This is a genomic window from Methylobacterium sp. Leaf112 (assembly GCF_001423295.1).
GTDB lineage: Bacteria > Pseudomonadota > Alphaproteobacteria > Rhizobiales > Beijerinckiaceae > Methylobacterium.
This window is the reverse complement of the sequence record NZ_LMNG01000029.1, coordinates 25,190-38,652: the sequence shown is the minus strand read 5'-3', so window position 1 is coordinate 38,652 and position 13,463 is coordinate 25,190. Positions and strand designations below refer to the sequence as shown.

Below are 13,463 nucleotides of genomic sequence, written 5' to 3'. Positions count from 1 at the left end.
ATTCCATCGCCATGCTCGTCCTCGCTCTCGTCGTCGCCGGCAATGTCCTGTTGGCGGCCCTGTTCTCCCTCGTCGCCGTCGCGGCCGACTGAACCGGCGCCCCCGCGCGCCCTCTTCCGTGCCGCCCGGCACGGTCCGGTTCGCGGACGCCCGCCGGTGCCGCCGGGGTGGATCGACGCACCGTACGATTCGTGCTCGATGCGGGGCTCCCTCGCCTCGGGTCCCGAGGCGTTCCTCGGAGCACGTCACCGCATGAACACCAACGCCCTCTCGGTCACCTGGGCCCCGCGCCTGCTCAGCGTCCTGCGCATCATGGCGGGGCTGCTGTTCCTCGCCCACGGGACGCAGAAGCTCCTCGGCTTTCCCGCACGCATGGGTGGCGGCGGCGCGCCGGAACTGGTCTCCCTGATCGGGATGGCGGGCCTGCTCGAACTCGTCGGCGGCGCGCTGATCGTGCTCGGCCTGTTCACCCGGCCGGTGGCGTTCGTCCTGTCGGGCCAGATGGCGGTGGCCTACTTCATGGCCCATGCGCCGAAGAGCCCGTTTCCCGCCCTCAACGGCGGCGACGCGGCGATCCTGTTCTGCTTCGTGTTCCTCTACCTCGCCGCCGCCGGCGCCGGCCCGTGGAGCCTCGACGCCCAGCGCCGCGGCCGGTTCTAACAAGCGCCGCGGCTGGTTCTGATCGCGCCCTTCCCAACGTAAGCTGTGCCGTTCGTCACCGCCCCGGCGGCGCCGGCACGGCATCGTCCTGACACCGGGCCGATCGGGGCCGGACGGACCTTCAGACCATGAGCGCTTCCCTCTCGCCGGCCCCCTGGGACAGTGCGCTGGCGTCCTCCGAAGGGGCACGCCAGCGCCTGCCGATGGCCCTCAAGCTCGCCTACACGGCTTTCATGGCCGTGCTGGTGCCGACCTACGGGTGGTATTACGGGCCGACGAACTTCCTCTACTTCTGCGACATCGCCCTGATCCTGACCCTCTGGGGGATCTGGACCGAGCGCGCGCTGCCCATCTCCATGGGCGCCGTCGGCATCCTGGCGCCGCAGGTGATCTGGGTGGCGGATTTCACCGCCGGCCTGTTCGGCCTGCCGATCACCGGCATGACCGACTACATGTTCAAGTCCGAGAATTCGCTCTTCCTGCGCGGCCTGTCGCTGTTCCACGGCTGGCTGCCGTTCCTGCTGATCTATCTCGTCTGCCGCCTCGGCTACGACCGCCGCGCCTGGGCGGCGTGGTCGGGCCTCGCCGTGGTGGTGCTGGCGGTCTGCTTCTTCGCCATGCCAGCGCCGCGCCCCGATCCCGGCCTCACCCCTGTCAACATCAACTACGTCTGGGGCATGAGCGACACCGCCGCACAGACCTGGATGTCGCCTTACGCCTGGTTCGGCCTCCTCGTCGTCGGCATTCCGCTCGCCCTGTGCGGGCCGACGCACCTGGCCTTGCGCGCCGTGATGCCGAAGGCCGTCAGGCGATGAAGCGCCAGACGCTGCTCTGCTTGATCTCGGCATCCTCCAGGGACCGGCTCACCGGCACCGCGTAGGTGGCGAGCCGTTCGAGCCGGTCGCGCGGCAGGTAGGACCGACCGGGATCGCCCACCAGCACGGTGGCGCCGCGCGCATGCAGCCCGGCCAGCCACGCGGTGACGCGCCCAGCGAGGTCGCATTCGTAGAAGATGTCGGCGGCGAGCACGACGGCGCTGCCGGGATCGGAGCCGATGAGGTCGTCCCGCACCGCCTCGATCCGGTCGGCGACGCCGTTGGCCGCCGCGTTGAGCCCGATGGCGGGGATCGCGAACCCGTCGAGGTCGCTCGCCGTCACGTGGATCGCCCCGGCTTTCGCCGCCGCGATGGCGACGAGTCCGGAGCCCGAGGCGAAATCGAGGACGCGGCGCCCGGAGACGAGCTCGGGGTTGTCGAGGATGTAGCGGGCGAGCGCCTGGCCGCCCGCCCAGGCGAAGGCCCAGAACGGCGGCGGCAGGCCGATGGCCTCGAGCTCGTCCTCGGTCTTCTGCCACAGGGCGGTGGCCTCGTCGGCGACATGCAGCACGATCTCGGGCGCGTGGGGCACCGGCAGCAGCCGGGTGTTTTCACGGATGAAGGCGAGGGGATCGGGCGAGGCGATCATGCCGAGAGCTCCGCGTAGATCGCACAGACGGCGCCGGCCACGGCCGCTTCCGTGAAGTCCCCCGCCCGGATGCGGTCGCGTGCCGCTTCGCCCATCCGCACCACGAGTCCCGGATCGGCGGCGAGGCGCGCGAGGGCGGCGGCCAGCGCCGCGGAATCGTCGGGCGGGACGACGAAACCTTCGAGTCCGTCGCCCACCAGGGAGCGGCAGCCCGGCACGTCGGTGGTGAGGAGCGCGCGCCCGCAGGCGGCCGCCTCCAGCAGGGTGCGGGGCAGGCCCTCGCCGCCCCGCGAGGGCAGGCAGGCGGCGTGGTGGGCGGCGTAGGCCCCGGCGACGTCGGCGGTGGGCCCGTGCCACGCGATCCCGTCGCGCGACCAGTCCCGGAGCGTCGCCTCGGGGATCGCCCGGCGGTTCGAGGGGTCTGGCGCGCCGTAGAGGGAGAGCTCCACCGCCACCCCGTCGGCGCGGGCGCGGCGCACAGCCTCCACGGCCGTATCGACGCCCTTCGACCACAGCATCCGGGCCACCAGGGCGACCCGCAGGGGCGGGGTCGGCGGCAGGGGTCGGGGCGTGAAGGCCTCGGGATCGACGCCGGCCCCGCCGACGAGGGTGACGGCGGTGTCGGCCGGGTCGAGGCCGAGCGCCCGGGCGTCGTCGGGATTCTCGAACAGGAACCGGGTTCGCTTCGAGGCGAGCGGTCCCCGGATGAGGCCGCGCAGCGCCAGGCGCGACAGCCGGCCGGTGGCATCGGCGCGGGCGCCGAGGAGCCCGAGGCCGGTCACCGCGTAGACCCGGGCGGGGATGCCCGCCATGGCGGCCGCGGTGCCGCCGACCAGGATGGCGCGGAGCGCGATGCAGTGGACGATGTCGGCCCGCAACGCCTTGAGGATACCGGCGAGCTGGCCCGCCGCGTACCCCGCCGCCATGGGGTTGAGGCTTGAGCGCTCGGCCTCCAGGTGGACCACCCGCGCACCCGTGGCCTCGATGGGCGCGCGGTGATCGCGCACCCGCGTCACCACCGCCACGGTGAGACCCATGGCGACGGCCGCCCGCGCCAGGGGCAGGAAGTGCGAGGCGAAGAACCAGTCCTCGGTGACCACGAAGACCAGGGTTTTTCGCGCGTGGGGCAGGTGGGGCGGCGTATCCATTCCTCAGCCTGTAGCATGCCTCACCGCGCAGAAAGGCAAGACCGCACTAGGACAAGACCGCACTAGGACAAGACCGCACGAGGACAAGACCATGGACACGACCGAGAGCCTGACGATCCGGCCGTTCCGGGCCGACGACCACGCGGCGGTGATCGCCCTGTGGCGCGCCTGCGGCCTCGTGGTGCCGCACAACGATCCGGACGCGGATCTCGACCGCGCCGCCGGGCGTCCGAACTCCGACGTCCTCGTCGGCGTCACGCCGGACGGGCGCGTCGCCGCGAGCGTGATGGTCGGCCACGACGGCCATCGCGGCTGGCTCTACTACGTCGCGGCCGAGGCGCGGGGCCGGGGCCACGGCCGGGCCATGGTGGCGGCCGGGGAAGAGTGGCTGCGGGTGCGGAAGATTCCCAAGGCACAGCTCATGATCCGCGAGACCAACACGCCCGTGCGCGACTTCTACGCCGGCCTCGGCTGGAACGCGGTCCCGCGCATCGTCATGGAGCGCTGGCTGTAGCGCGATGTCGCGCCCGGAACGGAGCGGCCCGGCCACCGGTTGTCGCCTCACGAAATCATCCGGGGGAGCGTTGCGCATGACGTCGGATCGGGACGAGGACGGCACCGTCGCCGATCCGCGCGACGCGGCCGAGGAGGCGGGCCTCGCCTATGTCGACGAGTCCACGCCGGGGCTGACCCGCCGCCGGAGCGGCACGGGCTTCGCCTACCGCGACCCCAAGGGCGCCCCGGTGCGCGACGCGAAGACCCTGGCCCGCATCCGGGCGCTCGCCATCCCGCCCGCCTACACCGACGTGTGGATCTGCGCGCGCGCCAACGGCCACATCCAGGCGACGGGGCGCGACGCCAAGGGGCGCAAGCAGTACCGCTACCACGCCGACTTCCGCGCCGCCCGGGACCAGACCAAGTTCGAGCACATCATGACCTTCGCCGACGTGCTGCCGGGCCTGCGCGCCCGCGTCGACGCCGACATGGGCAAGGCCGGCCTGCCCCGCGAAAAGGTGCTGGCGACGGTGGTGCATCTTCTGGAGACCACGCTCATTCGGGTGGGCAACGACGATTACGCCCGCACCAACAAGAGCTTCGGTCTCACCACCCTGCGCGACCGGCACGCCACGATCGCCGGCGCCAAGCTCACCTTCCGGTTCAAGGGCAAGAGCGGCAAGACCTGGGACCTCGGCGTGAAGGACCGGCGCGTGGCCCGGATCGTCAAGGCCTGCCAGGATCTGCCCGGCCAGGAGCTGTTCCAGTACCGCGACGCGGACGGCGCCATCCGCGACGTGACCTCGGCCGACGTGAACGCGTACCTGCGCGAGATCACCGGCCAGCCGGTCACCGCCAAGGATTTCCGCACCTGGGCCGGCACGGTGCTGGCCGCCCTGGCGCTGCAGGAATTCGAGGCGTTCGACAGCCAGGCCGCCGCCAAGAAGAACCTTCGGACGGCCATCGAGAGCGTGGCGAGCCGGCTCGGCAACACGCCGACCATCTGCCGCAAGTGCTACATCCACCCCCAGGTGCTCGACGGCTACCTCGAGGGCGACCTGCTGCTGCAGGTGAAGCACGCCGTCGCGGACGAGCTGCGCGACGACCTTACGCGCCTGAAGCCCGAGGAGGCGGCCGTGCTGGGGCTGCTCCAGGCCCGGCTCGCCAGGGTGAGCAAGGCAACGCCGGTCAGGACGGCCACGCGTAAGACCAAGGCCAGCTCCCAGGCCAAATCTAAGGCCGCGACCAAGTCCGTCGGCAGGGCGAAATCGAACGGACGGGACACGGCGTCCGGCTCCGAAAGGCGCACGAAATCCCGGTCGAAGGCCCCCGATGCCGGGACGGCCGACCGGCCCACCGCCTGAGACCCATCCCGACCGCTGCCGCGAAGACGTGTCGTTTGGGCACGGACCTCCCTCCGCAACCGGATTCGAACACGTCCGTTGCCGAGGACGCGTCCCGGCAGGCTCGCCGGACGGATCTGGATTTTTGGATAGCATGGCACGCATCGCGGTCGTCACGGGCGGGACCGCCGGCATCGGGCTGGCGACGGCGGAGCTGTTCGCCAAGCGCGGCTGGGCGGTGGCCGTCATCGCCCGCGATCCGGATCGCCTGTCGGAAACGGAGGCCCTTCTCAAGGCCCATGGCCGGCCGGTGCTCGCCATCGCGGCCGATGTCGCGGATGCCGAGGCCGTCGCGGGGGCGGCCGAGCGGGTGGAGCGCGAACTCGGCCCCATCGACGCCTGGGTCAACAACGCCATGGCGACCATCGTGAATCCGGCCGACCGGATCACCCCCGCGGAGTACCGGCGCGTCACCGAGGTGACTTATCTCAGCCAGGTCTACGGGACGCTCGCGGCCCTGCGGTTCATGAAGCCGCGCAACCGCGGCGCCATCCTTCAGGTGTCCTCGGGCCTCGCCATCCGGGCCGCACCGCTCCAGGCTCCGTACTGCGCCGCGAAGTTCGCCGTCACCGGCTTCACCGATGCCCTGCGGTGCGAGCTCATCCACGACCGGGTCGCGGTCTCCCTGAGCATCGTCTACCTGCCGGCGGTCAACACGCCGCAATTCAACTGGGCCCGCAACCGCACGGGCCATGGCCAATACGCCCCCGACCCGGTCTACGACCCGCGCCTGTGCGCCGAGGCCATCGTGTCCACGGCGGCGAAGCCGCAACGGGACGTCTGGGTCGGTCGCAGCGTGCTGATGATGCATGCCGCGCAGGTGATCGCGCCCGGCTTCGCCGATTCCAAGGCCGCCAGCATGTGGGACGCCCAACTCACGGACGCACCGGCTGCGGACAAACCCGGCAATCTGTTCGAGCCCGTTCCGGGACCGGCCCGCATCGACGGGCGCTTCGGCGACCGTACGGAAACCACGCGCAGCGAGTATTGGACCAGCCGCGAGCGCGACTGGATGCTGGCCGGCCTCGGCGGTCTCGCCGCCGTGGGTCTCGTCGGTGCGCTCGCCCTGGCGCGCGGTCCGCGCCGTCGGCTCCCGCGCGCCTGAAGCCGAGGGCTGCGACCAAGCCGCGCCGCGCGCGCGAATTTACAGTAGAGTAGACCGATTCGAGCAAGTTCTCCCGGGCCTGTCCTTCCGGACAAGTCCCGCCGGGGGACGCGGGCCGGACGGGAGGATGATCCATGGATGTCGATGCGCTTCTGCTTTCGCGGATTCAGTTCGGCTTCACCATGGCCTTCCACATCATCTTTCCGGCCTTCACCATCGGGCTGGCGAGTTTCCTCGCCCGCCTCGAAGGCCAGTGGTTGTGGACCGGCAACCCCCTGTACCGGAACCTCTACCGCTTCTGGGTGAAGGTCTTCGCGGTGTCGTTCGGCCTCGGCGTCGTGTCCGGCATCGTCATGAGCTACCAGCTCGGCACCAACTGGTCGCGCTACGCCGACTTCACCGGCAACGTGCTCGGGCCGCTGATCCAGTACGAGGTGATTACCGCGTTCTTCCTCGAGGCGGGCTTCCTCGGAATCATGCTGTTCGGCTGGGAGCGGGTGGGGGACCGCCTGCACTTCGTCTCCACCTGCATGGTCGCCATCGGCACCCTGATCTCGGCCTTCTGGATCCTGTCGGCCAATTCCTGGATGCAGACGCCTGCCGGCTTCATCGTCGAGAACGGCCGGGCGGTGGCCACCGACTGGTGGCAGGTGATCTTCAACCCGTCCTTCCCGATCCGCTACGCCCACATGGTGATGGGCTGCTTCCTCACCACGGCCTTCGCGGTGGCGGGCATGTCGGCCTGGATGATTCTTCGCGGGCGGAAGGAGCCGCCGGCCAAGGTAGCCGGGGCGCGTGTCTCCCTGTCCATGGCCCTGTGGTTCGCGGTGATCTGCACGCCGCTGCAGATCATGATCGGTGACTCACACGGGCTCGCCGTGCTCAAGCACCAGCCGACGAAGCTCGCGGCCATCGAGGCGAACTGGGACCGGCAGGCCAACATGCCGCTGCTGCTGTTCGCGATCCCGAACATGAAGGAGGAGCGCAACGATTTCGAGATCGGTATCCCGAAGCTCGGCTCCTTCATCCTCACCCACGACTTCTCCGGCGTGGTGCCGGGCCTGAAGGACGTGCCGCCCGATCAGCGGCCGCCGGTCTGGCCGGTGTTCTACTCGTTCCGCATCATGGTCGCCATCGGGCTGGCGATGCTCGGCCTGAGCCTCTGGAGCCTGTACCTTCGCTGGCGCGGCACCCTCTACACCAACCGCTGGTTCCTGAATGCCGCGATGCTGATGACGCCGTCCGGATTCGGCGCCGTGCTGTTCGGCTGGTTCACCGCCGAGATCGGGCGCCAGCCCTACATCGTCTACGGGCAGATGCGCACGGCGGACGCGCACTCGCCGCTCACGGTCAACGCGGTCACCACCTCCCTCGTCGCATTCCTCGTCGCCTACGCGATCATCTTCGGGTTCGGCTCGTACTACCTCGCCAAGCTCCTGCGCAAAGGCCCGGAGCCCCTGGAGGAGGCGGTCCGCGGCGAGGATGTCGCGCGGAAACCCAAGCGGCCACTCTCGGCGCTCGACGAAACGGTTCGGGCGTAGCGTCAGAAGCCGGCCGGGAGGGCGAACTGGCCCGTGGACGGGCCGGCCGTGCGGCGCACGGGGGTGGATCCCTCGGTGTCCGTAACGGGGGCGAGACCGAGCTGGCGGGCCAGGGCGACGAGGTCCTTGAGGCGACCGGTCTGGGTCTTGCGGCGCAGGTTGAGCCGGTGGGTCTCCACGGTGCGGACGCTGAGGCCGAGGCGGCGGGCCACTTCCTTGTTGCTGAACCCGGCACTGAGGAACCGCAGGATCTCCGCCTCGCGCGGGGTCAGGCCGTCGGTGGGGGCCATACCCTGCGCCGGCGCGTCCAGGCCGGCCAGGGCCAGGATGGCGGCGCAGACGACCCGGGCGGAGGCGGTGCGGGCGACGAACATGTCGGTGCCGGCCGCGACCAGCCGCGCCATCGCGGCGGCGTCCAGGGTCTCGAAGGCGGCGACGATCTTGAGGCCGGGACACCGGGCCCGCAGACCGCCGATCCGCGCCACCCCGCCTTCGGGATCCCCGTCGCCGACGACCACGAGGGCGACATTGGCCCCCGGCACGTCCGATCCGCCGCGGGACAGGTCCGCTTCGCTCACCGTGTGCAGGGTCGGTTCGTGCTCGAGGGCCGCCCGAAAGCTCGGCTGCAGCCCGTGCGGCTCATCGACGATCAATACTCCAACGGCCTGATGCATGCCGCAATCCCCCTCATGTGCCACCACGAGACACCGCGGCAGTACTGCGAAGGTTCACTTCAAGATCTGTTCCAGGCTTCTGTTTACCATGTCTTGTGTGATTTCAAGATCAGCGCGGAGGGGCCGGGCGATGCCGGTGACGATGACTCCGCAGGATGCCGTACGCCGCTGTCTCGCGGCGGTACAGGCCGGAGTCCCGATGGGAGAGGAGGATCAGCCGGCGCGGGCGAGGATCAGGTCGGAGGTCGCGGTGACCACGCGGTTGCGGCCCGTGGACTTGGCTTCGTAGAGTGCGATGTCGGCGCGCTTGACCAGGCCCTCCACCGTGTCGGCCTCGATCCAGTCGCTGACGCCGAAGCTGCAGGTGAGCCGGATCGGTGCGCGCGCCCCGCGGATGCGCAGGGCCTCGATTCCCCGGCGCAGGCGCCCGGCGAGGGGCTCCGCTTCCGCCGCCGGACGATGCGGCAGGACGATGCCGAACTCCTCCCCGCCGAGGCGCCCGACGATGCCCTCGGTGCCGATCTCGCGGGCGACGGCCTGGATCGCCGCATCGCCGACATCGTGGCCGTACTCGTCGTTGATGCGCTTGAAGTGATCGATGTCGAGGAGGATCGCCGACATCTTGCCGTGGTTGCCGGCCCGGTCGGCCGCCTCGCGGGCGCGCTGGTAGAAGGCGCGGCGGTTGAGCAGGCCGGTGAGCGAATCCGTCTGGGCCAGGCGGATCAGCTCGCTCTGCATGGTGGTGAGCCGGTCGGCGGCGCGGAGCCGGGCGTGGAGCTCCTCGGGGCCGGGCGGCTTCTCGATGAAGTCGTCGGCGCCGCTGTCGAGGGCTTCGGCAAGGTTTCGGGCGTTGCGCGCCGAGGACATGGTGATCACGTACAGAGGCCGATTGGCCTCCGCCAGCAGACGGGCGGACCAACACAGTTCGAGGCCGCTGAGGGGCCTGACTTCGAGGCTGGTGATCAGGACGCGTACGGATTGTGTGGTCTCGACGAAATCCAGGGCCTCGCTGGAGTTCGTGAAGGCCGTGACCGTATGCCCGTTGGGCTCGAGCAGGGCGGCGATCATCTTGAGAACGACGCGGCTGGTGTCGACGAGAACAATATGCATGGCGTGCCCCTCACGTTTTCGGAAGGTATCGCCGAGAGATTAAATTGTTGCCAAGTTTTCTCGCCGCCCGCGATGCTTCGCCAAGCTCAGCGCAACGTTGCCTGCCGGGCCGGTACGCTCACGGGCACGACGCGTGCGCCCCCGGCCGACGCGTATGGCGTGGCGGACGGCGCCGGGGCGAACCGGCTCGCGCGGTCGCGTGCGAGCACCCGTGGTCCTGCCGTCGTACGCGCTTTTGCGGTCGCGCGGGCGGTGGGTGCAGGCGATTCGATCACGTAGACGGTGGGCGTTCCGACGGGCGCAGGGTGGATGCCCGAGACGGTGGGGACGCCGTAGGTGCCGTAGCCCCAGGCGCTCGGGACGATCTGGTCGGGCCGCGGAAACCGGGTGAGGGGTGCGCCGACATAGTCGCCCCGGATCGCGGAGCCGGCGTAGCCGTAGCCCGGCCCGACGTCGCCGTAGATCGCCTGTGCCTGCGCGCCGGCGAAGGTCGCGCACGAGAGGGCGGCTCCCAGCAGGGTCGCCTTGAGACGCGTGATCATCGGTGGCGCACTCCGCAACGGGGCCTCGTTCCTGGCCGGCATCATGAGGCACAAACCGCCGGACCGCCCCGGCGTTCCGGCGGGTGGGGGAGGGGAAGAGTGCGTAGGCCTCGGCCCGACGAGGAAACCCGCCTCGCGGCGGGTCCGATCCACGGGGGATCGCGTCGTCCTCCGGTCCGCGACCCTCGCGGGGTCGCTCAGCGGCAGGTGGTGACCCGCCGGACGATCCAGCCCTCGCCATCGACCCAGAGGCGGCGGCGCGAACGGCTGCAATTCGTCAGGTCGTCGTCCCCCTCGGTCATGGCCGCGACGGCCGTGATCGGACGGTTGGGAAGAGCAGACGCCTCGGACGAACCCTGGTTCGCGGCGGGCGCCGCCTGGGCGCCGGAAAGGCCGACGCACGTGACGAACAGGGCGCCCGCGGCCATGGCGGACAGCCGTGTGTGAAAGACCGACATATCTGAATCCTGACCGCGCACCGCTCGGTACCCTCGACCACCGTTCGGAACGGCCGCGAAGGCCGCTCTCGCTACGACAGATCAAGTCGCGGCGGGCCGGAAGGGTTGCAGGAATTCAGGCGCCCCGGTGGCAGAAAAGTGTCGTTCGCCCCAAGACCAGGCTTCGCCGGCTCAGGGATTCGCCGTCACGGTGATCATCGGAAGGGTGACGGCGACCTGTGCGTCGCCCGGCAGGCCACCGGGCGAGGACGGAAGCAGGATGGCGCCGAGCCCGAGAAGTAGGCTGAACCCGAGCAGGGATACCTCGATGCCGCGATAGAATCCGTCCATGCCGCGCCCCTTCCCAGTGCCTGCGGCCATGATCCGCCACGGTGTGTGAGGAAAGGGTAACCTTGAGTGAGGAAGGGACCTTGGGTGTGGAAGCGGTACCCGCGCGCAGTTCGGATCCGCGGGCGGCCCGCCCCGCCCGCGTCGCGTCAGGCGGATCCGGCGGCCGGCATGCGCAGGAGATCCGGCTGCGGCGGATGAAGCAGGGCGGCGGCGAGGTTGGCCTCGAGGACGATGAGGTCGCAATCGGGGTCGGGCTCCCAGCCGCACCCGCATCCGCCGGGCTGCTCGTGGGCCCGGGCCACCTGCCGGTAGAGGGCGCCGAGGGTCCGGGCCGCCGTTTCGAGGGCCTGCATGGCCGGCAGCGGCGCCCGGTTGAGGCTCTGCCAGAACGCCCGGCGCAGGGACTCGTCCAGGGTGTCCTCGGCCGAAGCCGCCTCGGCGCAGGCGTGAGGGGCGGGGTCGGCGTTGAGGCGGGGGTTCACGCAGGCGTCCTCCGGCGGATGTGGGCCGCGACCGGATCCGGGGCGGTGGCGACGAAATCGATGAAGTCGGTCAGGCGGTGCAGGCGCAGGTCGATGCAGGAGCCGTCCCACCAGGCGAGCTGCGCATAGCCCCGGACCCAATCCAGTGCCCGTTCCATCATCGTCGCCTCCCTGCCCGTTGCCGAATCGACGATGACAGCAATGCAGTGCAACAAGATGGATTTCAATCGTATTGGGAAACATTGGAATGCGTATAAATCGATGCTTCGAGCCTAAAAGACCCAGCTTCGATTTGGATCAATTCCAGGTCTTCGGTAAAATCCGAGCGCGGGCATGGGTTTGCTGCGTCGGCCCGCGAAGGGACGGCGGACGGGAGACGACAAACGGGGACGACGAAAAAAGATCGAGCGCGGTGACCGCCCGCTACAGCAGCGTTCGCATGGCCAGGAGTCCCAGCAGGAGGCCGCCGAGGCCGATCCCGACGGAGCCGAAGATGTAGGCGAGGGCGGCGGCATTCTCCCCGCGCTGCAGGAGGAAGACCCCGTCGAGGGCGAAGGTCGAAAAGGTGGTGAAGCCGCCGAGCACCCCGGTGGCGAGGAACAGCCGCAGGGGCTGGCTGCCGCCGCGCAGGGCGTACCAGCCCACCAGCACCCCCATCAGGGCCGAGCCCAGGATGTTGATGGCGAGGGTTCCGAAGGGAAAGCCCTGGCCGAGGCGCACGGCCGCAAGGCCGACGCCGTGGCGGGCCATGCCGCCGAGGCCCGAGCCGAGGAAGACGAGGAGGAACCCCACCGCGACGCTCACGGGGCGCGCCGTCTCAGCCGCGGGTGCCCCAGCGGGTGCCCATCCGGCTCGGCTGGCTGGCGTCGGGGCCCAGCGCCGGCCCGCTCGGCTTCGAGGGCGCGTAGGGCACCGGGGCCAGGGTCTCGGGGACCTCGGATTCCACCGCGACGCGGGGCTTGGCGAACTGGCCGGCGGTGCGGAAGCGCCAGAGATAGCCCGGCACCACCGCCTCCATGGTGGTGGGCTGGAGGCCGATGCCCTCCAGGGTGCGTCCCTCCGCCTTGGCCGCCTCCGAGACGACGTTGTCGGACTGGAGCAGGGTGACCTGATCGCGGGTGAGCTTGAGGGAATCCGGCAGGAGGCCGAGGGTGAGGGTGTCGACGATCTCGAGGGCGCGGGCCTGGAGGCGGGCGACGGGCAGGGGTAGATCGAGCACCTTGCGGCGGCGCATGATCACCGTGAGCATGTAGCGCACGATGGCCTCCAGGGTGGCGACCTCCGGGCCGCCGAGCTCGTACACCCGTCCGGCCGGTACGCGGCCCTCCACCGCCCGGGTCACCGCCTCGGCGACGTCGCCGACATAGACCGGCTGGAATCGGCTCCGGGCCCCGGCGAGCGGCAGCACCGGCAGGACCCGGGCCAGGGACGCGAAGCGGTTGAAGAAGCTGTCGCCCGGGCCGAACACCAGGGACGGGCGCAGGATCACGTGCTCGCCTCCCGCCTCCCCGATGCGGGCCTCGCCCAGCGCCTTGGTGCGGGCATAGGCCGACGGCGAGCCGGCATCGGCCCCGATGGCCGAGACGTGGACGAGGGGCGCCCCGACGGCGGCGGCCGCGCGGGCGATCTCGCCGGCGCCCTCGGCCTGGAGCTTGGCGAAGCTCTGGCGCCCGGTCTCCTGCAGGATGCCCACGAGGTTGACCACCACGTCCGCGCCGTGGACCGCCGCCGCGATGGATTCGGGGTAGCGCAGGTTCGCCTGCACGGCGACGATCTGGCCGACCTTGCCCAGCGGCTGGAGGAACAGGGCGAGGTCGGGCCGGCGCACGGCGACCCGGATGCGGTAGCCGCGCTTGGCCAGCGCCCGGACCACGTGGCGGCCGAGGAAGCCGGAGCCGCCGAACACCGTGACGAGCTGGGCGTCGGGGCGGGTGAGGGGAAGGGTCTCGAAGCCGGTCATCGCTCTCAAACGTCTCGAAAAGCGGCCCCGGTGCGCCTGGCCGTGCCCCGATCGGGTCACGGGTCCGCGCCGGTCCTGGACGGGTGCCGGA

17 protein-coding genes are annotated in these 13,463 nt (G+C 70.7%); 6 read left to right on the top strand and 11 right to left on the bottom strand.

Going from position 1 to position 13,463, the window contains the following annotated elements; genetic code table 11:
- Positions 1–252: 252 nt before the first annotated feature.
- Entirely contained in the window at positions 253–660 is a 408-nt protein-coding gene (locus ASF52_RS12605; protein ID WP_056172979.1) for a DoxX family protein, read from the top strand.
- A gap of 128 nt (positions 661–788) precedes the next feature.
- Positions 789–1,475, top strand: a complete 687-nt coding sequence (locus ASF52_RS12600; RefSeq protein ID WP_056172364.1) for a hypothetical protein — start codon at positions 789–791, stop codon at positions 1,473–1,475.
- On the opposite strand, the gene ASF52_RS12595 is transcribed toward ASF52_RS12600, so the two are convergent.
- Together ASF52_RS12595 and ASF52_RS12590 are read right to left on the bottom strand one after the other, a co-directional pair.
- Positions 1,465–2,124, bottom strand: coding sequence for a class I SAM-dependent methyltransferase (locus ASF52_RS12595; RefSeq protein WP_056172361.1), 660 nt, complete (start codon positions 2,122–2,124; stop codon positions 1,465–1,467). The genes ASF52_RS12600 and ASF52_RS12595 overlap by 11 nt on opposite strands.
- Positions 2,121–3,272: a glycosyltransferase gene (locus ASF52_RS12590; protein ID WP_056172359.1), complete on the bottom strand. Its 1,152-nt coding sequence runs from the start codon at positions 3,270–3,272 to the stop codon at positions 2,121–2,123. The genes ASF52_RS12595 and ASF52_RS12590 overlap by 4 nt, the downstream gene beginning before the upstream one ends.
- 91 nt (positions 3,273–3,363) lie before the next feature.
- Here ASF52_RS12590 and ASF52_RS12585 point away from each other — a divergent pair, with 91 nt between their 5' ends.
- The 4 genes from ASF52_RS12585 to ASF52_RS12570 all read left to right on the top strand — a co-directional run bounded on the left by ASF52_RS12585 (position 3,364) and on the right by ASF52_RS12570 (position 7,816).
- Entirely contained in the window at positions 3,364–3,786 is a 423-nt protein-coding gene (locus tag ASF52_RS12585) for a GNAT family acetyltransferase (protein ID WP_056172356.1), read from the top strand.
- 76 nt (positions 3,787–3,862) lie between these two features.
- On the top strand, positions 3,863–5,131 hold the full coding sequence (locus tag ASF52_RS12580; RefSeq protein WP_056172354.1) for a DNA topoisomerase IB: 1,269 nt from the start codon (positions 3,863–3,865) through the stop codon (positions 5,129–5,131).
- Positions 5,132–5,264: 133 nt separating this feature from the next.
- A complete protein-coding gene (locus tag ASF52_RS12575) occupies positions 5,265–6,275 on the top strand; it encodes an SDR family oxidoreductase (protein WP_056172349.1) in 1,011 nt (336 codons plus the stop codon).
- Positions 6,276–6,409: 134 nt separating this feature from the next.
- On the top strand, positions 6,410–7,816 hold the full coding sequence (locus tag ASF52_RS12570) for a cytochrome ubiquinol oxidase subunit I (RefSeq protein ID WP_056172346.1): 1,407 nt from the start codon (positions 6,410–6,412) through the stop codon (positions 7,814–7,816).
- Between the two features lie 2 nt (positions 7,817–7,818).
- Here ASF52_RS12570 and ASF52_RS12565 read toward each other — a convergent pair whose 3' ends face one another.
- The 9 genes from ASF52_RS12565 to ASF52_RS12535 all read right to left on the bottom strand — a co-directional run bounded on the left by ASF52_RS12565 (position 7,819) and on the right by ASF52_RS12535 (position 13,372).
- Positions 7,819–8,490, bottom strand: coding sequence for a response regulator transcription factor (locus tag ASF52_RS12565; protein WP_056172343.1), 672 nt, complete (start codon positions 8,488–8,490; stop codon positions 7,819–7,821).
- 213 nt (positions 8,491–8,703) lie between these two features.
- Positions 8,704–9,600 (bottom strand): GGDEF domain-containing response regulator, encoded by an 897-nt coding sequence (locus tag ASF52_RS12560; protein WP_056172341.1) that lies wholly within the window; start codon positions 9,598–9,600, stop codon positions 8,704–8,706.
- An 86-nt stretch (positions 9,601–9,686) separates the two neighbouring features.
- Positions 9,687–10,142 carry a hypothetical protein gene (locus ASF52_RS12555; protein WP_056172339.1) on the bottom strand — a complete coding sequence of 152 codons (456 nt, stop codon included), beginning with the start codon at positions 10,140–10,142 and terminating at the stop codon, positions 9,687–9,689.
- Between the two features lie 197 nt (positions 10,143–10,339).
- Positions 10,340–10,600, bottom strand: coding sequence for a hypothetical protein (locus ASF52_RS12550; protein ID WP_082479073.1), 261 nt, complete (start codon positions 10,598–10,600; stop codon positions 10,340–10,342).
- Between the two features lie 171 nt (positions 10,601–10,771).
- Positions 10,772–10,930 carry a hypothetical protein gene (locus ASF52_RS22970; protein WP_200918827.1) on the bottom strand — a complete coding sequence of 53 codons (159 nt, stop codon included), beginning with the start codon at positions 10,928–10,930 and terminating at the stop codon, positions 10,772–10,774.
- A gap of 146 nt (positions 10,931–11,076) precedes the next feature.
- Positions 11,077–11,412 (bottom strand): hypothetical protein, encoded by a 336-nt coding sequence (locus ASF52_RS12545; protein ID WP_056172336.1) that lies wholly within the window; start codon positions 11,410–11,412, stop codon positions 11,077–11,079.
- Entirely contained in the window at positions 11,409–11,573 is a 165-nt protein-coding gene (locus ASF52_RS22665) for a hypothetical protein (RefSeq protein WP_156369063.1), read from the bottom strand. The genes ASF52_RS12545 and ASF52_RS22665 overlap by 4 nt, the downstream gene beginning before the upstream one ends.
- 262 nt (positions 11,574–11,835) lie before the next feature.
- Positions 11,836–12,204 carry a fluoride efflux transporter CrcB gene (gene crcB, locus ASF52_RS12540; RefSeq protein ID WP_082515323.1) on the bottom strand — a complete coding sequence of 123 codons (369 nt, stop codon included), beginning with the start codon at positions 12,202–12,204 and terminating at the stop codon, positions 11,836–11,838.
- Positions 12,205–12,229: 25 nt separating this feature from the next.
- A complete protein-coding gene (locus ASF52_RS12535; protein WP_056172333.1) occupies positions 12,230–13,372 on the bottom strand; it encodes a complex I NDUFA9 subunit family protein in 1,143 nt (380 codons plus the stop codon).
- Positions 13,373–13,463 lie beyond the last annotated feature (91 nt).